This window comes from Duganella sp. GW822-FHT06D06 (assembly GCF_058799615.1).
On the sequence record NZ_JBXALQ010000037.1, the window covers coordinates 1 to 18568 of the forward strand.

At 67.7% G+C, this 18568-nt stretch carries 8 protein-coding genes; 4 read left to right on the forward strand and 4 right to left on the reverse strand.

Annotation, left to right across the window (positions count from 1 at the left end):
- The first annotated feature begins 129 nt into the window (after positions 1-129).
- The 4 genes from AC1RMD_RS30780 to AC1RMD_RS30795 are packed head-to-tail and all read left to right on the forward strand — an operon-like array spanning position 130 to position 2988.
- Positions 130-750, forward strand: a complete 621-nt coding sequence (locus AC1RMD_RS30780) for a hypothetical protein (protein ID WP_492932600.1) — start codon at positions 130-132, stop codon at positions 748-750.
- Entirely contained in the window at positions 750-1517 is a 768-nt protein-coding gene (locus tag AC1RMD_RS30785; protein WP_492932602.1) for a hypothetical protein, read from the forward strand. The genes AC1RMD_RS30780 and AC1RMD_RS30785 overlap by 1 nt, the downstream gene beginning before the upstream one ends.
- A 14-nt stretch (positions 1518-1531) precedes the next feature.
- The gene (gene rfbC / locus AC1RMD_RS30790) at positions 1532-2089 is read left to right on the forward strand and encodes a dTDP-4-dehydrorhamnose 3,5-epimerase (protein WP_492932604.1); all 558 of its coding nucleotides are present in this window, start codon (positions 1532-1534) and stop codon (positions 2087-2089) included.
- Positions 2086-2988, forward strand: a complete 903-nt coding sequence (locus AC1RMD_RS30795) for an NAD-dependent epimerase/dehydratase family protein (RefSeq protein WP_492932606.1) — start codon at positions 2086-2088, stop codon at positions 2986-2988. The genes rfbC and AC1RMD_RS30795 overlap by 4 nt, the downstream gene beginning before the upstream one ends.
- 27 nt (positions 2989-3015) lie before the next feature.
- Here AC1RMD_RS30795 and AC1RMD_RS30800 read toward each other — a convergent pair whose 3' ends face one another.
- The 4 genes from AC1RMD_RS30800 to AC1RMD_RS30815 all read right to left on the reverse strand — a co-directional run.
- Positions 3016-4383: an HlyD family type I secretion periplasmic adaptor subunit gene (locus AC1RMD_RS30800; RefSeq protein ID WP_492932608.1), complete on the reverse strand. Its 1368-nt coding sequence runs from the start codon at positions 4381-4383 to the stop codon at positions 3016-3018.
- Positions 4356-6512 carry a peptidase domain-containing ABC transporter gene (locus AC1RMD_RS30805; RefSeq protein WP_492932610.1) on the reverse strand — a complete coding sequence of 719 codons (2157 nt, stop codon included), beginning with the start codon at positions 6510-6512 and terminating at the stop codon, positions 4356-4358. The genes AC1RMD_RS30800 and AC1RMD_RS30805 overlap by 28 nt, the downstream gene beginning before the upstream one ends.
- 191 nt (positions 6513-6703) lie before the next feature.
- Positions 6704-15931, reverse strand: a complete 9228-nt coding sequence (locus AC1RMD_RS30810) for an SPM autocatalytic domain-containing protein (RefSeq protein WP_492932612.1) — start codon at positions 15929-15931, stop codon at positions 6704-6706.
- A 447-nt stretch (positions 15932-16378) separates the two neighbouring features.
- On the reverse strand, positions 16379-18568 hold a 2190-nt coding region (locus tag AC1RMD_RS30815; protein ID WP_492932614.1), incomplete at its 5' end, for an SPM autocatalytic domain-containing protein.

The following is an 18568-nucleotide window of genomic DNA, read 5'->3' on the forward strand; positions in this document are numbered from 1 at the left end:
GACCAACACCGACCGCGTGATGAACGACACCTTCTGGATCGGCGTGTTCCCCGGCCTGACCCGCGAGATGCTGGACTTCGCGGTCGACAAGCTCGAAGCCTTCTTTGGCGTGAACTTCTAAAGGCCGCCATGAGTTTGCCGGAATCCTCCACCCTGCCCTACCTCGGCCCCTACCTGTCGACGCTGCCGCAGAACGCCCGTCTGCTGGTGCAGGCCGGCGCCACCGACGGCGCGCTGGCGCGCAAGTACCGCGCCAACTATCCGGCCACCTCGTGGCTGGTGACGGACGCCGACACCGCGCAGGCCCAGCAGGCGCGCGAGTACGCCGACCGCGTGCACCAGGTCGACCTGGAACAGGCCGGCGACACCTTCTACAAACAACTGGAGTGGGCCGATGGCTGGATCTTCGACGGCACGCTGGAGCAATTCCAGGCGCCCGGCAAGGTGCTGACGCAGGTACGCAAAGTGATCCAGTACGACGCCTGCATCGTCGCCCGCATCGCCAATGCCCGCTACTGGAATGCGCCGGCCGCGCGGCCGCGCCAGCACCTGGGCATAGACGGCATCCTGGCCCTGTTCGACCAACACGGCTTCCGCGTCGTCAACGGCGTCATGCTCAATCCTGCGCCGTTGCCGCCGGCCGTGGCCGATGCGCTGCAGCAGCGCGCCGCGCTGGCCGGCGTGCCGCTGGACGCACTGGTGGACGATGTCCAGCCTTCCCATTACCTGATCAAAGCCATGCCCGCGTGATGAACGATACACCGCTCTACTACTGCATTGCCCACGCGCCTTTCGACTGGAAGATGCCCGACTTTATGACCATGCTGGGCTCCGGCGACTACGTGCCGGAGTCCGGCCTGGCGATGAGCAAGCTGCTCACGCCCGAGCAGGCGCTGCGCAATCGCTACCTCGGCGAGTACCTGGCGCTGTTTGAAATCCGCCGCATGCTGATCGCCAGCAAGGCCGATGGCTTTGTCGGTTTCTGCCACTATCGCCGTTTCGCGCTGACCGACCCGGTCGGTACGCTGGCGGGCTTCAACTACCATGCCCATCCGGACGTGCTGGCCCAGGTCCGGCCCGAACACTTCTACGCCGACGGCAAGACGCCGATCGTGCCGATCGCGGTGACGTTCGCCGGCTCCATCATGCAGCAATACCAGTCCAGCTGCGTGCTGCGCGATTTGCTGACCTTCTTCGGCGACGCCATCGATTGCGGCGTCATCACCGATCACGAGGCCGCCAATTTTCTGAGCGGCAATACCTTCATCCCGGCGCCGACCGTGGCCTACATCCCGGTCAGCTGGTTCGTCGAGATCGTGCACGCGCTGGAACTGGTGATGTCGCGCTACTATCGCATTCATCACATCGAGCGCGAAGGCTATCTGGCGCGCAGCATGGCATTCTGCTGCGAGCGGCTGCAAGCCTTCCTGCTGGCCAAGCACATCCTCGCGTGGGGCGCCGACCAGGTGATCGCGCGCCCGCTGGTGCTGCTCGACGCCAAACTTCCACGTCCCTGACACTGAACAACCCCATGAAAATCGTCCCCACCGACATCGCCGGTTGCTTCCTGATCATCCCGGACATCCGTCGCGACGAGCGCGGCAGCTTCGTCAAGGTGTTCCACGAAGAGATCTTCCGCCAGCACGGCCTGGCCACCGACTATGCCGAGGAATACTACTCGGCGTCGCATCTGAACGTGGTGCGCGGCCTGCACTTCCAGACCCCGCCGCACGACCACGCCAAGCTGGTGTATTGCGTGCAGGGCTCGGTGATGGACGCGGCGCTGGATTTGCGGCGCGGCTCGCCCACCTACGGCCACAACCTGATGCTGGAACTGAGCGCCGCCAACGGCCACATGCTGTACCTGCCGCGCGGCCTGGCCCACGGCTTCTGCACGCCGAAGGAACCGGCGATGATGGTCTACAAGGTCACCACCACCTACGCCCCGGCCCACGACGCCGGGCTGGCATGGGACAAGGTCGGCATCGACTGGCCGCTCAAGGATCCGATCATCTCGGCGCGCGACCGCCAGTTCGGCGCGCTGGCCGATTTCGACACGCCGTTCGTGTTTGACGGCGGCCAGCCATGAGCGCGCGCCGCGCCCTGCTGACCGGCGCCAGCGGCTTTGTCGGCGCCGCGCTGACGCGCCGCCTGCTGGCCGATGGCTGGCAGGTGCACCTGCTGCTGCGCGAAGGCTCGTCGACCGCCGGCCTGCCGCCGGAGAGCGAACGGTTGCATCTGCACCGCCACCACGGCGACACGCTGCAACTGATCGACATCATGCGCGCCGCCGCGCCGGAAGCCGTGTTCCACCTGGCCTCGCTGTTCCTGGCCACGCACAAGCCGGAGGATGTGACGCGCCTGATCCAGTCCAACCTGCTGTTCTCGACCCAGCTGGCCGAAGCGATGGCCGCCTGCGGCGTGCGCCGCCTGGTCAACACCGGCACTTCGTGGGAACACTACGAGGACCAGGCGTACAACCCGGTCTGCCTGTACGCCGCCACCAAGCAGGCCTTCGGCGCGCTGCTGCGCTACTACGTCGAAGTGCACGGCCTGCGGGTGGTGACGCTGAAATTGTTCGATACCTACGGCGCCGGCGATCCGCGGCCCAAGGTGCTGAATTTGCTCAAGCGCGTGGCGCTGGAAGGCAGCTCGCTGGGCATGTCGCCGGGCGGGCAGCTGATGGACCTGGTGTATATCGACGACGCGGTGCAGGCCTTCGTCACCGCCTATGAACGGCTGGCCGACGGCCGCCAGCAAAACGCCATGGAGGAGTACGGCGTCTCCAGCGGCCATGCGCTGCCGTTGCGCGAACTCGCCGCGCTGTATGCGCAGGTCAGCGGCAAGCCGCTGGCGATCGACTGGGGCGGCCGCCCCTACCGCGAGCGCGAAGTGATGGTTCCCTGGCGCACCTACCAGGCCTTGCCCGGCTGGCGGCCGGCCACCGACCTGGCCACCGGCCTGGCGCTGTTCCACCACGCCGCCTAGCCGGCAGGCCGGCGCCGGCGAAATTCGTTACGGTTCGCGGATCGATTCGTCCAGCGCCCGGGTCAGCGGGTACAGCAGGTAGGACATCACGGTGCGGTGGCCGACCACGATCTCGGCCGACAAGGTCATGCCCGGCAGCAGCTGCGCGCCCGGGGTCATCTTCTTCAGCTTGCCCGTGTAGGGAATCCGGCTCAGGTAATAGGCGTCCAGCCCGCCGCCGTTCTTGTCGCTCTGTTCGCGCTTGAAGGCGTCCTGGCTGATGGTGCGCACCTTGCCGTCCAACATGCCGTGCTGCTGGAACGAGAAGGCGTCGACCTTCAGGTGCACCGGCGCGCCCGGCTTGATGTAGCCGATGTCGAGCGAATCGATCTGCACTTCCGCCTCCAGCTCGGCGCCCAGCGGCACCAGCGTGAACAGGGGCTCGGCCTCGCGCACGATGGAGCCGACCGACAGCTTGCCGATCTCCAGCACCACGCCGTCGGCCGGCGCCACCATGTTGATCGCCTTGTGGCGCTTGTCGGCCTTGGCCAGCTGCTCGTTGATGCCGTCGCGGTCGCGCGTGGCGCTCAGCAGGTCTTCCATGGTCTTCTGCCGCCAGCTCTTGTCGAAGGCGGCGCGCTCGGCCTGCGCCGACGCCAGCTCGCTGGCCATCTCGATCGCCTTGTTGCGCTGCAGGTCCATGTCGCGCTCGACTTCGAGGCGGCGGTTGCGCGCCTCCAGCAGATGCATCTTGGCGCCGAACTGCTCGGCCATCAGCTGCTCCTGCATGGCCTCGACTTCGCGCAGCGATTTCACGCGCAGGGCCAGGATCACCTGATCGTGCTTGTTGGTTTCCAGGCCGGCCTTGAGGCGCGCGATGTTCTGGTCCATCTTGGTCTTCTGCGCCTCGAAATTGCCCTTGCGCTCATTCGACAGCTGCGCCTGCAGCAGCGTATCGGCGTTCGATTTGCCGTTGGTGACGGCGCCCGGCTGGCCGGCCAGCTCGGCGCGCAGGCCGGCGGTCTGGGTGTCCAGGCTGTCGAGCCGCACCCGCAGCTGCTGCTCGTCGGCGGCGGTGAAGGTCGGGTCCAGCCTGGCCAGCAGCTGGCCTTTTTTCACCACCTGGCCGACCCGCACGTCGATGCTCTGGATGATCGAGGTGTCGAGCGGCTGCACCACGATGTTGGGCAGCGGATTGACCAGGCGGCCGTGGGCGACGACGATCTTTTCCACCGGCGAGAAACAGGCCCACAGGATGAAGAACACGAACGCGCCGATCAGCACGTGCAGCGTGAGGCGCACGAACTTCGGCAGCGGGCCGCGCTCGATGGCGTCCGCATCGGGCAGGAACTCGATCTCGGTCTCGTCCTTGCGGCGGCGCTTGAAGCTTAGAGGTGACTTGTTTGCTGGTTCCATAGGTGCAGATAGGTGTCGCTACTAGTGAGCAGTTCTTCGTGGCGGCCGGCGTCCACCAGCCGGCCCTGTTGCATGACCATGATCTTGTCGGCGTTGACCAGGGTCGACAGGCGGTGCGAGATCATCACCACCGTGCGGCCGACCGCGATCTTCGACAGGTTGTTGATGAAGATGGCTTCGGACTCCGGGTCCAGCGCCGAGGCCGCTTCATCGAGGATCAGGATGCGCGGCTTGGCCACCAGGGTGCGGGCGATCGACAGCCGCTGCTTCTGGCCGCCGGACAGGTTGGAGGCGTTCTCTTCCAGTATGGTGTCGTAGCCCATCGGCAGGCGCTCGATGAACTCGTCGGCGCCGGCGGCGGCGGCCGCTTCCACCAGTTCCTCGAAGGTGGCGTCCGGCTTGGTGACGGACAGGTTTTCGCGCACGGTGCCGCGGAACAGGAAGTTTTCCTGCAACACCACGCCGATCTGGCGCCGCAGGTGCGACAGCTCGATCTCGCGGGCGTCGATGCCGTCGAAGCGGACGATGCCCTCCTGCACCGGATAGAGGCCCTGGATCAGCTTGGTCAAGGTGGTCTTGCCGGAGCCGGAGCGGCCGACGATGCCGACCACCGTGCCCGGCTCGATGGTGAAGCGGGCCTTGTCCAGCGCCATCGCCTGCGCGCCCGGATAGCGGAAGGTGACGTCGTCGAAGCGGATCTCGCCCTGCAGGATGGGACGCAGGCCGTTGGCGCCGGCGCGGCCTTCCGGCGCGCGGTTCATCACCTCGCCCAGCATGCGCACCGACAGCGCGGTTTCCTGGTATTCGTTGACCAGGCCGACGATCGAAATCAAGGGTTGGGTGACCCGGCCCGACAACATCTGGAAGGCGATCAGCGCGCCCACCGACAGGGTGCTGTCGAACACGTCGGCGGCGCCCACCACGATCAGCGTGACCGGCAGCAGCTTGCCGAGGAAGTCGGTGACGGCGTTGCCGGCGATCGAGATCTGGCCGACCCGGAAGTGCATGGTGATCGCCTCGGCCGAGCGCTGGTCCCAGATGCGGCGCTGCGACGGTTCGATCGCCAGCGCCTTGACGGTGCGCATGCCGTGGATGGTCTCCACCAGCATGCCCTGGCGCTGGCCCTCGGCCGCGTACAGCGCGTTGAGGCGGCGCTGGAAGGTCGGCACCATGGCCATCACCACGCAGGCGATCAGCCCGGCGAACAGCAGCACGATCATCGCCAGCTTGAACGAATAGCTGAACAGGATGGGCACGAACACCACCAGCGCGATCAGGTCCAGGCCGGTGAAGAACAGGCGGCCGGTGAGGAAGTTGCGGATCTTTTCCAGCTGCTGCATGTGGCGCGTGACCACGCCGGCGCTGGTGGTCTCGAAGAAGTCGATCGGCAGCGACAGCAGGTGGCCGAACACGCGCCGCGTCAGCCGCATGTCGATCTTGTTGGAAGCGGCCAGGGTCAGCGTCTGGCGCAGGAAGCCGAAGGTGGCGTCGAACACCAGCGCGGCGACGATGCCCACGCCCAGCACCTGCAGGGTGGTCACGCTCTGGTGGGTGAGCACCTTGTCGATCACCAGCTGGAAGAACACCGGCGAGGCCAGCGCCAGCAGCTGCATGGCGATGGCGGCGATGAAGATGTCGCGGAACGCGGCCTTCTGCTTGAGGATCTCGGGAATGAACCAGCGCAGGCCGAACGGCTGGTTGGGGTCGGACAGCTTGTGCTGGCGTTTGATGAACAGCACCTCGCCGCCCCAGCGCCGTTCGAACTCGCTGCGCGCCACCATCACCACGGCGGCGTTGGCGCTGGCCGGGTTGAGCACGGCGACGGTGTCCTCGGCGCCGGCGGCGTCGGCGCCCGGCTTGACGCCGACCACGATCACCATATTGCCGTCGTTCAGGCGCGCCATCAGCGGGAACACGCCGCCCTGGGCCATCAGGCGCGACCAGGTCAGGCGGTCGGCCTTGGCCTTGAGGCCGATGTCGGAGGCGATCCGCAGCAGCGCGCCGTTGCCCGGCTCCTCCGCGCGCAGCGCGTAGTCGTCGATCAGACGTTCCGGATTGATTTGCAAACCGTGATGCTGCGCGATGGCCGTCAGACACTGTATCGCGGTATGGGGAAATTTATCGTGCATAAGCCTGATCAAGGTTAAAACTTGCATTGGCGCACTATCGAGCCAGCCTTCGGATTCTAACCTAGTGCAGTGCCTGGCGGAGGGTTTTGTGTTGCTGAAATACCGCCCGGTTTACCACCCTGTTCCCCGGCTCAAAAAAAAACGGCAAGACCCGTGGGTCTTGCCGTCCTTACTTCCTGATCGGAAGCTGATTACTTGGCAGCCAGGAAGCCGCTGTGGTTGCCGCCCTGCAGCGCTTTCAGTCGCAGCACATCGTCGGTGGCGGCGGCGTTGCCGGTCGCGCTCAGCTTGTTGTCGTAATTGCTGATCGCGTCCGCCATCGCGGCCACTGCCGTGTTGACGCTGTTCGGCACTTCCAGCTTGGCGCTGCCGCTCGCCGTCGTCGCCGCCGCGTTGAAGCTCGACATCGCCGCCGACAGGTCGCTGACCGAGGAGCTCAGGCTGGTCGCCGCCGTGCTGCCCATCTGGAACCAGACGTCCGCCGCTGCGTGGCTGGCGCCGTCGCTGGTTTCGAAGGTCGACGTGATGCCCACAATGTTGCCGTTGTTGAGCGACGCGTTCTGTTTCGCATCCAGGTTCAGCTTGGTGATGCCGAGGTCGGCCAGCGATTTCAGCTCGTCGGCCTGGCTGACGCCGTCGGCGTTGCCGTCGACCCAGACCCGCAGGTCGCCGAAGGCGCTGTCCTTGGCGTCGACCACGCCGTCGCCGGTGGTGTCGAGCTCGCCCAACGCGGTGTAGCCGTTGGTGGCTTTCTGGCCGTTGGCCAGCGTGGTGCCGGAACCGAACAGCTCGCTACCGTCGTTGATCACGCCGTCGCCGTTGCGATCCAGGGCCAGCAGGCCGTCGCCGCCGCCCACCCAGCCGGTGTTGACCTTGCTGCCGTTCGCCAGCAGGTCGAAGTTCACGCCGGCCGCCAGGCCCAGGGTGTTGATGCCGTTGCCGTTCAGGTCCAGCACGATCGGCGTACCCAGCGGCGAAGGCAGTGCCGCGATCTGGTCGGTCGTCATGCCAGGCACCTGGGCGCTGGTGATGGCGCACACCTGCGCGGTGGTCAGCGAGTGGATCTGGTCGGTCGTCAGGCTGCTCAGCTGCGCGGTGCTCAGCGCGGCGATCGCGGAAGTCTTCAGGCCCACCAGGTCGGCCGTCTCGATGGCCACCAGCTGGTTGGTCGACAGCGCCTTGATCTGGCTGGTCGTCAACGCTTGCATCTGCTGGCTCGACAGCGCCACGATCTGGTCGGTCGTCAGCGCGCCGAGCTGCGCGGTCTGCAGCGAGGCGATGATCGAAGTCTTCAGCGCGGCCATGTCCTCGGTGCCCAGCGCGGCGATCGCGGCGGTCGCCAGGGCGGCCACCTGGGCGGTGCTCAGCACGCCGACCTGCGTCGAGCTCAGCGCGACAACCTGGTCGGTGCTCAGGCCGGCGGCCAGGTTGGCGGTGCTCAGCGCGGCGACCTGGGCGGTGCTCAGCGCCACCACCTGGTCGGTGGTCAGCGCCGCCAGCTGGGCCGTTTTCAGCGAATTGATGACGCTGGTCTTCAGCGCGCCGATGTCGCCGGTTTCGATGGCGGCGATGGCGCCGGTGCTCAGCGCGTTCACTTGCGCCGTGCTCAGCGAACCGAGCTGGGTCGACGACAGCGCCACCACTTGATCGGTGGTCAGGCCGCTGGCCAGGTTGGCGGTGGTCAGCGAGGCGATCTGGGCGGTCGACAGCGCGCCGACCTGGTCGGTCGTCAACGCGGCCAGCTGGGCGCTGCGCAGGCCGCTGATGGCGGCGGTCTTCAGCGAACCGAGGTCGGCCGTTTCGATGGCGGCGATGGCGCCGGTGCTCAGGCCAGCCACTTGCGCGCTGGTCAGGGCGCCGACCTGGGTCGCGCTCAGCGCCACCACCTGGTCGGTGGTCAGCGCCGCGGCCTGGTTGGTGCTCAGGCCGGCGATCGCCGCGGTTTTCAGTCCGCCGATATCGGCCGTTTCGATCGCGGCGATGTCGTTGGTGCTGAAGGCGCTCAGCTGGGCCGAGCTCAGTGCGCCGATCTGGTTGGACGACAGCGCGACGACCTGGTCGGTGGTCAGCGCCGCGACGTTGGCGGTGGTGATCGCCGCCACCTGCGCGGTGCTCAGCGCCGTCAGCTGGTCGGTGGTCAGCGCCGCCAGTTGCGCCGTCTTCAGCGAGGCGATGATGGCGGTCTTCAGGCCGACGATGTCCGCCGTTTCGATGGCGGCGATATCGCCGGTGGTCAGGGCGCCGAACTGGTTGGAGCTCAGCGCGCCCAGCTGGTTCGAGCTCAAGGCGACGACCTGGTCGGTGCTGAGGCCGGCGGCCAGGTTGGCGGTGGTCATGGCGGCCACTTGCGCGGTGCTCAGCGCGCCGATCTGGTCGGTGGTCAGCGCGGCGGTCTGCGCGGTGCTCAGGGCGCCGATGGCGGCGGTCTTCAACGCGCCGAGGTCGGCCGTCTCGATCGCGGCGATCGACGCGGTGCCCAGCGCGGCGACTTGAGCGCTGCTCAGGCCACCGATCTGGACGCTGCTGAAGGCGACGATCTGGTCGGTCGTCAGGGCCTTGGCCTGGTTGGTGCTCAGGCCGGCGATGACGGCGGTTTTCAGCGCGCCGATGTCGGCCGTTTCGATCGCGGCGATATCGTTGGTGCTGAAGGCGCTCACCTGGGCCGAGCTCAGCGCGCCGAACTGGTTGGACGACAGCGCGACGACCTGGTCGGTGGTCAGCGCCGCGACGTTGGCGGTGGTGATCGCCGCCACTTGCGCGGTGGTCAGGTTGGACAGCTGGTCGGTGGTCAGCGCCGCCAGTTGCGCCGTCTTCAGCGCGGCGATGATGCTGGTCTTCAGGCCGACGATGTCGGCCGTCTCGATGGCGGCGATGTCCTGGGTCGACAGGGCGCCGAACTGGCCGGTGCTCAAGGCGCCCAGCTGGTTCGAGCTCAAGGCGACGATCTGGTCGGTGCTCAGGCCGGAGGCCAGGTTGGCGGTGGTCATGGCGGCCACTTGCGCGGTGCTCAGCGCGCCGATCTGATCGGTGGTCAGCGAAGCGGTCTGCGCGGTGCTCAGGGCGCCGATGGCGGCCGTCTTCAGCGCGCCGAGGTCGGCGGTCTCGATGGCGGCGATGGCGCCGGTGCTCAGGCCGGCGACTTGCGCGCTCGACAAGGCGGCGATCTGGCTGCTGCTCAGCGCGACGATCTGGTCGGTGGTCAGGGCCTTGGCCTGGTTGCTGCTCAGGCCGGCGATCACCGCCGATTTCAGCGCGCCGATGTCGGCCGTTTCGATCGCGGCGATATCGTTGGTGCTGAAGGCGCTCACCTGGGCCGAGCTCAGCGCGCCGAACTGGTTGGACGACAGCGCGACCACCTGGTCGGTGGTCAGCGCCGCGACGTTGGCGGTGGTGATCGCCGCCACTTGCGCGGTGGTCAGGTTGGACAGCTGGTCGGTGGTCAGCGCCGCCAGTTGCGCCGTCTTCAGCGCGGCGATGATGCTGGTCTTCAGGCCGACGATGTCGGCGGTCTCGATGGCGGCGATGTCCTGGGTCGACAGGGCGCCGAACTGGCCGGTGCTCAGCGCGCCCAGCTGGTTCGAGCTCAAGGCGACGATCTGGTCGGTGCTCAGGCCCGAGGCCAGGTTGGCGGTGGTCATGGCGGCCACTTGCGCGGTGCTCAGCGCGCCGATCTGGTCGGTGGTCAGCGCGGCGGTCTGCGCGGTGGTCATGGCGCCGATGGCGGCCGTCTTCAGCGCACCGATGTCGGCGGTCTCGATGGCGGCGACGGCTTCGGTGCTCAGCGCGGCGACCTGGCCGCTGCTCAGCGCGGCGATCTGGCTGCTGCTCAGGGCCACGATCTGGTCGGTGGTCAGGGCCTTGGTCTGGCTGCTGGTCAGGCCGGCGATCACGGCGGACTTCAGCGCGCCGATGTCGGCCGTTTCAATCGCGGCGATGTCGTTGGTGCTGAAGGCGCTGATCTGGGCCGAGCTCAGCGCGCCGAACTGGTTGGACGACAGCGCGACGACCTGGTCGGTGGTCAGCGCCGCGATGTTGGCGGTGGTGATCGCCGCCACCTGCGCGGTGGTCAGGTTGGACAGCTGGTCGGTGGTCAGCGCCGCCAGTTGCGCCGTCTTCAGCGAGGCGATGATGCTGGTCTTCAGGCCGACGATGTCGGCGGTCTCGATGGCGGCGATGTCCTGGGTCGACAGGGCGCCGAACTGGCCGGTGCTCAAGGCGCCCAGCTGGTTCGAGCTCAAGGCGACGATCTGGTCGGTGCTCAGGCCGGCGGCCAGGTTGGCGGTGGTCATGGCGGCCACTTGCGCGGTGCTCAGCGCGCCGATCTGGTCGGTGGTCAGCGCGGCGGTCTGCGCGGTGCTCAGGGCGCCGATGGCGGCCGTCTTCAGCGCGCCGATGTCGGCGGTCTCGATGGCGGCGATGGCGCCGGTGCTCAGGCCGGCGACTTGCGCGCTCGACAATGCGCTGATCTGGCTGCTGCTCAGGGCGACGATCTGGTCGGTGGTCAGGGCCTTGGTCTGGCTGCTGCTCAGGCCGGCGATGACCGCCGATTTCAGCGCACCGATGTCGGCCGTTTCAATCGCGGCGATATCGTTGGTGCTGAAGGCGCTCACCTGGGCCGAGCTCAACGCGCCGAACTGGCTGGACGACAGCGCGACCACCTGGTCGGTGGTCAGCGCCGCGATGTTGGCGGTGGTGATCGCCGCCACTTGCGCGGTGGTCAGGTTGGACAGCTGGTCGGTGGTCAGCGCCGCCAGTTGCGCCGTCTTCAGCGAGGCGATGATGCTGGTCTTCAGGCCGACGATGTCGGCCGTCTCGATGGCGGCGATGTCCTGGGTCGACAGGGCGCCGAACTGGCCGGTGCTCAAGGCGCCCAGCTGGTTCGAGCTCAAGGCGACGATCTGGTCGGTGCTCAGGCCCGAGGCCAGGTTGGCGGTGGTCATGGCGGCCACTTGCGCGGTGCTCAGCGCGCCGATCTGGTCGGTGGTCAGCGCGGCGGTCTGCGCGGTGCTCAGGGCGCCGATGGCGGCCGTCTTCAGCGCGCCGAGGTCGGCGGTCTCGATGGCGGCGATGGCGCCGGTGCTCAGGCCGGCAACTTGCGCGCTCGACAAGGCGGCGATCTGGCTGCTGCTCAGTGCGACGATCTGGTCGGTGGTCAGGGCCTTGGTCTGGTTGCTGCTCAGGCCGGCGATCACGGCCGATTTCAGCGCGCCGATGTCGGCCGTTTCAATCGCGGCGATATCGTTGGTGCTGAAGGCGCTCAGCTGGGCCGAGCTCAGCGCGCCGAACTGGTTGGACGACAGCGCGACCACCTGGTCGGTGCTCAGCGCCGCGATGTTGGCGGTGGTGATGGCCGCCACTTGCGCGGTGGTCAGGTTGGACAGCTGGTCGGTGGTCAGCGCCGCCAGTTGCGCCGTCTTCAGCGAGGCGATGATGCTGGTCTTCAGGCCGACGATGTCGGCGGTCTCGATGGCGGCGATATCCTGGGTCGACAGGGCGCCGAACTGGCCGGTGCTCAGCGCGCCCAGCTGGTTCGAGCTCAAGGCGACGATCTGGTCGGTGCTCAGGCCCGAGGCCAGGTTGGCGGTGGTCATGGCGGCCACTTGCGCGGTGCTCAGCGCGCCGATCTGGTCGGTGGTCAGCGAGGCGGTCTGCGCGGTGCTCAGGGCGCCGATGGCGGCCGTCTTCAGCGCGCCGAGGTCGGCGGTCTCGATGGCGGCGATGGCGCCGGTGCTCAGGCCGGCGACTTGCGCGCTCGACAAGGCGGCGATCTGGCTGCTGCTCAGTGCGACGATCTGGTCGGTGGTCAGGGCCTTGGTCTGGTTGCTGCTCAGGCCGGCGATCACGGCCGATTTCAGCGCGCCGATGTCGGCCGTTTCAATCGCGGCGATGTCGTTGGTGCTGAAGGCGCTCAGCTGGGCCGAGCTCAGCGCGCCGAACTGGTTGGACGACAGCGCGACCACCTGGTCGGTGGTCAGCGCCGCGACGTTGGCGGTGGTGATGGCCGCCACTTGCGCGGTGGTCAGGTTGGACAGCTGGTCGGTGGTCAGCGCCGCCAGTTGTGCCGTCTTCAGCGAGGCGATGATGCTGGTCTTCAGGCCGACGATGTCGGCCGTCTCGATGGCGGCGATGTCCTGGGTCGACAGGGCGCCGAACTGGCCGGTGCTCAAGGCGCCCAGCTGGTTCGAGCTCAAGGCGACGATCTGGTCGGTGCTCAGGCCGGAGGCCAGGTTGGCGGTGGTCATGGCGGCCACTTGCGCGGTGCTCAGCGCGCCGATCTGGTCGGTGGTCAGCGAAGCGGTCTGCGCGGTGCTCAGGGCGCCGATGGCGGCCGTCTTCAGCGCAGCGATGTCGGCGGTCTCGATGGCGGCGACGGCTTCGGTGCTCAGCGCGGCGACCTGGGCGCTGCTCAGCGCAGCGATCTGGCTGCTGCTCAGGGCCACGATCTGGTCGGTGGTCAGGGCCTTGGTCTGGCTGCTGGTCAGGCCGGCGATCACGGCGGACTTCAGCGCGCCGATGTCGGCCGTTTCAATCGCGGCGATGTCGTTGGTGCTGAAGGCGCTGATCTGGGCCGAGCTCAGCGCGCCGAACTGGTTGGACGACAGCGCGACCACCTGGTCGGTGCTCAGCACGGCGATGTTGGCGGTGGTGATGGCCACCACCTGCGCGGTGGTCAGGTTGGACAGCTGGTCGGTGGTCAGCGCCGCCAGTTGCGCCGTCTTCAGCGAGGCGATGATGCTGGTCTTCAGGCCGACGATGTTGGCGGTGGAAATCGCGGCGACGTCGCCGGTGGTCAGGGCGCCGAACTGGCCGGTGCTCAGCGCGCCCAGCTGGTTCGAGCTCAGCGCGACGACCTGGTCGGTGCTCAGGCCGGCGGCCAGGTTGGCGGTGGTCATGGCGGCCACTTGCGCGGTGCTCAGCGCGCCGATCTGGTCGGTGGTCAGCGCGGCGGTCTGCGCGGTGCTCAGGGCGCCGATGGCGGCGGTCTTCAACGCGCCGAGGTCGGCCGTTTCAATCGCGGCGATGGCGGCGGTGCTCAGGCCGGCAACTTGCGCGCTCGACAAGGCGGCGATCTGGCTGCTGCTCAGGGCGACGATCTGGTCGGTGGTCAGGGCCTTGGTCTGGTTGCTGCTCAGGCCGGCGATCACGGCCGATTTCAGCGCGCCGATGTCGGCCGTCTCAATCGCGGCGACGTCGTTGGTGCTGAAGGCGCTCAACTGGGCCGAGCTCAGCGCGCCGATCTGGTTGGACGACAGCGCGACCACCTGGTCGGTGCTCAGGGCGGCGATGTTGGCCGACGTGATGGCGGCGATCTGGCCGGTGGTCAGGTTGGACAGCTGGTCGGTGGTCAGCGCCACCAGTTGCGCCGTCTTCAGCGCGGCGATGATGCTGGTCTTCAGGCCGACGATGTCGGCGGTCTCGATGGCGGCGATGTCCTGGGTCGACAAGGCGCCGAACTGGCCGGTGCTCAGCGCGCCCAGCTGGTTCGAGCTCAAGGCGACGATCTGGTCGGTGCTCAGGCCCGAGGCCAGGTTGGCGGTGGTCATGGCGGCCACTTGCGCGGTGCTCAGCGCGCCGATCTGGTCGGTGGTCAGCGAGGCGGTCTGCGCCGTGGTCAGGGCGCCGATGGCGGCCGTTTTCAGTGCGCCGAGGTCGGCCGTCTCGATGGCGGCGATGGCTTCGGTGCTCATGGCGGCGACCTGGCCGCTGGTCAGCGCGTTGATCTGGCTGCTGCTCAGCGCGACGACCTGGTCGGTCGTCAGGGCCTTGGCCTGGTTATTGGTCAGGCCGGCGATCACGGCGGACTTCAGCGCGCCGATGTCGGCCGTTTCAATCGCGGCGATGTCGTTGGTGCTGAAGGCGCTCACCTGGGCCGAGCTCAGCGCGGCGAACTGGCTGGACGTCAGCGCGACCACCTGGTCGGTGCTCAGCACGGCGATGTTGGCGGTGGTGAGGGCCGCCACTTGCGCGGTGGTCAGGTTGGACAGCTGGTCGGTGGTCAGCGCCGCCAGTTGCGCCGTCTTCAGCGAGGCGATGATGCTGGTCTTCAGGCCGACGATGTTGGCGGTGGCGATGGCGGCGACGTCGCCGGTGGTCAGGGCGCCGAATTGCGCGGTGCTCAGCACGCCCAGCTGGTTCGAGCTGAAGGCGACCATCTGGTCGGTGGTCAGGCCGGCGGCCAGGTTGGCGGTGGTCATGGCGGCCACTTGGGCGGTGCCCAGCGCGCCGATCTGGTCGGTGGTCAGCGCGGCGCTTTGCGCGGTGCTCAGGGCGGCGATGCCGGCGGTCTTCAGCGAACCGATGTCGGCCGTTTCAATCGCGGCGAGGGCGGCGGTGCCCAGCGCGGCCACCTGGCCGCTGCTCAGCGCGCCGACCTGGCCGGCGCTCAGCGCCACCACCTGGTCGGTGGTCAGGGCCTTGGCCTGGGCGGTCGACAAACCGGCGATCACGGCGGTCTTGAGCGCGGCCACGTCGGCCGTTTCAATCGCGGCGATGGCGTTGGTCGACAGCGCGCCGATTTGTTGCGAGGTCAGCGCGGCGGCCTGGTTGCTCGTCAGCGCGACGACCTGGTCGGTGCTCAGCGCGGTCATGCTGGCGGTGGTCAGCGCGGCAATCTGGGTGGTGGTCAGGTTCGACAGCTGGTCGGTGGTCAGGGCCGCCAGTTGCGCCGACTTGATCGATGCGATCAGGCTGGTTTTCAGTGCGGCCAGGTCGGCCGTTTCAATCGCGGCCACGGCGCTGGTGCCCAGCGCGCCGAACTGGGCGGTGCTCAGCGTGCCCAGCTGGTTGGAGCTCATCGCGACGATCTGGTCGGTGGTCAGGCCGGCCGCCAGGTTGGCGGTGCTCAGCGCGGCGACCTGCAGCGTCGACAGCGCGCCCACCTGGTCGGTGGTCAGGGCCGCCATCTGGGCGGTGCTGAGGCTGGCGATGGCGGCGGTCTTCAATGCCAGCACATCGGCCGTTTCCAGGGCCACGATATCGTTGGTGCTCAGGCCGGCGACCTGGGCGCTGCTCAGCGCGTTGGCCTGGCTGGTGGTCAGCGCCACCACCTGGTCGGTGGTCAGCGCGGCCAGCTGGGCGGTCGAGAGGCCGGCGATCGCGCTCGATTTCAAGGCGGCGAAGTCGGCCGTTTCCAGCGCGGCGACGTAGGCGGTGGCCATGGCGTTGACCTGGGACGAGCTCAGCACGGCGACCTGGTTGGAGGTCAAAGCGACGATCTGGTCGGTCGTCAAGCCGTTGGACATCTGTTTGGTGCTCAGTGCGGCGATCTGGCTGGTGGTCAAGGCCACTGCCTGGTCGGTCGTCAATGCCCGGGTCTGGTCTGAATTGAGCGCTACGATATCGCTAGTGGCGAGGGCAGCAATGGTTTGGGTCGACAGAGCTGCGATCTGGTCGGTACTCATGCTAGTTACGAGGCTCATTTCCATTCTCCTTGGGGCACTGCACAGTTCTATACAGACAGATGATGGAGCCAACAGGTCTTGCCCGTGGCTCCATCTGAATTGGGTGGTACTGGATTTCTTTGCGTTTTACTTGCGCCTGGTCATCACAAAACCATGCACTTTAGTTCTTAACGTCAATATCGAAGGCAACTTTAGGATACGCCAGCCATGATTTTGCCTCCGGTTAACATTTCAATAGTAATGGACCAGCACATAGTTTCCGTCAATCACTGCCTAGAGGCCGGCAGAACATCGCCCTGAACGTACAAAGCGACGGTTTTTTGCGTTGGATTAAGCTTTTTTGTTTACTCAGTGCAATGCAAAAATCGGGCCATCGCCACCAAAAACCATACGCCGTGGGACAAACGGCAGGGCCTAAGCCCTGCCGCGTGACACTACTTCCGGCTGACGCCGCCCTGCTGCAACTTATTTGCCGGGCGCCGCCAGGAAGCCGTGGCCGCCCTGCGACTGCAACGCTTTCAGACGCAGCGCACTGTCGGTGGCCGCCTGGCTTTCGGCGCCGAGCAGCGGCTTGCCGTCGGCGTCGAACTGCTTGAGCGCGTCGGCCAACTGGGCCACGCTGCCGCCCATGCCCTGGCGCTGGAGTTCCAGCTTAGGCGCCGTGGCCGCCGGGGCGTCGCCGCCGCCGAAGGCCGAGATCGCCTGTGCCAGGTTGCTGACGCTGCCGCTCAAGTTGCTGGCCGGCGAGGTGGCGAACCACACGTCGGCCGCCGCGTGGCTGGCGCCGTCGGCCGTCTCGAAGGTCGAGGTCAGACCCAGGATGTTGCCATTGTTGACCGCGCTGCCCGCCTTGACATCCAGGTTGAGCTTGGTAATGCCCAGGTCGGCCAGCGATTTCAGCTCGCCGGACTGGCTGACGCCGTCGGCGTTGCCGTCGACCCAGACCCGCAGGTCGGCGAAGGCGCCGTCCTTGGCGTCGATGCTGCCGTCGCCGTTGGTGTCCAGTTCCGTCATCGCTTCGTAGCCGTTGGCCGCTTTCTGGCCGCTGGCCAGGGTCGTGCCCGAACCGAACAGTTCGCCACCGTCGTTGATCACGCCGTCATGGTTGCGGTCCAGGGCCAGCAGGCCGTCGCCGCCGGCGGTCCAGCCGGTGTTGACTTTATTGCCGTTGGCCAACAAATCGAACTGCACGCCCTGGCCCAGCGCCGTGGTCTGCACGCCGTCGCCGTTCAGGTCCAGCGCGATCGGGGTCAGGAACGACAACGCCTGGGTCTGCGTGGTGGTCATCGCGCCGATCTGGCTCGAGGACATCGCATGCAGTTGCGTCGAGGTCATCGCATGCACCTGGTTGGTGGTCAGCGAGGCGATCTCAGCGGTGCGCAGCGAAGCGATCTGCTTGGTGCTCAGCGCGGCGAAAGCTGCCGTGCTCAGCGCCACCAGGTCGGCGGTGTCGAGGGCGGCCAGCGCCGCGGTCGACAGGCCGACCGCCTGGGCGGTGGTCAGGGCGGCGACCTGGGTCGAGGTCAGCGCCACGCCCTGGCCGGAGCTCAGCGCGCCCAGTTGGCCGATGGTCAGCGCGCCGATTTCCTGGGTGGTGAAAGCCGCCAGCGCGGCGGTGGCCAGCGCGGCCAGGTTATTGGTCGACAAGGCGGCGACCTGGCCCACGCTCAGCGATGCAGCCTGGGCGGTGGTCAGCGCGCTGATCTGCGAGGTGCTCAGGCCGCTGGAGAAGGCCGAGGTGGCCAACGCGGCGACCTGTCCGGTCGACAGCGCGGCAACCTGGGCGGTGGCCAGGCCGGTCAGCTGCGCGGAGCGCAGCGCGGCGACGTCTGCCGTGCTCAGTCCGCCCAGATCGGCCGTTTCAATCGCGCCGATGCTGGCCGAGGTCAGCGCCACCACTTGCGCGGTGCCCAGCGAGGACAGTTGCGCCGAAGTCAGCGCCACGATCTGGCTGGTGGTCAGCGCGGCGATGCCGGCGGTGCTCAGCGCGGCCAGCGAGGCGGTGGCCAGGTTGTTGACCTGGGCGGTGGTCAGCGCGGCCACTTGCGCCGAGCTCAGCGCGGCGATGCCGGCCGTCTTGATGGCCGTCAGATCGGCCGTTTCCAGCGCGGCAATCGCGTTGCTCGACAGGGCGACCACTTGCGCGGTGCTCAGCGCGGCCGCTTCGGCGGTGCTCAGGGCCACGATCTGGTTGGTGGTCAATGCCTTGACCTGGTTGGCGCTCAGCGCGGTGATCGCGTTGGTCGACAGGGCGGCCAGGTCGGCGGTCTCCAGCGCGGCGACGGCGTTGGTCGTCAGCGCGGCAACTTGCGCGGTGCTCAGCGAGCTTGCCTGGGCGGTGGTCAGCGCGACGATCTGGTTGGTGCTCAAACCGGACACGGCGGCGGTGCTCAGCGCGGCGATCTGGCCGGTCGACAGCGCGGCTACCTGCGCCGTGGCCAGGCCGGCCAGCTGTGCGCTGCGCAGCACGGCGACGTTGGCGGTGGTCAGACCCGACAGGTCGGCGGTTTCGATGGCGCCGATGGCGTTGCTGCTCAGCGCGGCAACCTGGGCCGAAGCCATGCTGCTCAGCTGGGCCGAGGTCAGCGCGACGACCTGGTTGGTGGTCAGCGCGGCGATGCCGGCGGTGCTCAGCGCGGCCAGCGAAGCGGTGGC

Coding starts and splice junctions, on each gene's coding strand:
- AC1RMD_RS30800 (WP_492932608.1), bottom strand. CDS start 4,383: ATGGAACCAGCAAACAAGTCACCTCTAAGCTTCAAGCGCCGCCGCAAG.
- rfbC (WP_492932604.1), top strand. CDS start 1,532: ATGAAAATCGTCCCCACCGACATCGCCGGTTGCTTCCTGATCATCCCG.
- AC1RMD_RS30805 (WP_492932610.1), bottom strand. CDS start 6,512: ATGCACGATAAATTTCCCCATACCGCGATACAGTGTCTGACGGCCATC.
- AC1RMD_RS30795 (WP_492932606.1), top strand. CDS start 2,086: ATGAGCGCGCGCCGCGCCCTGCTGACCGGCGCCAGCGGCTTTGTCGGC.
- AC1RMD_RS30780 (WP_492932600.1), top strand. CDS start 130: ATGAGTTTGCCGGAATCCTCCACCCTGCCCTACCTCGGCCCCTACCTG.
- AC1RMD_RS30810 (WP_492932612.1), bottom strand. CDS start 15,931: ATGAGCCTCGTAACTAGCATGAGTACCGACCAGATCGCAGCTCTGTCG.
- AC1RMD_RS30785 (WP_492932602.1), top strand. CDS start 750: ATGAACGATACACCGCTCTACTACTGCATTGCCCACGCGCCTTTCGAC.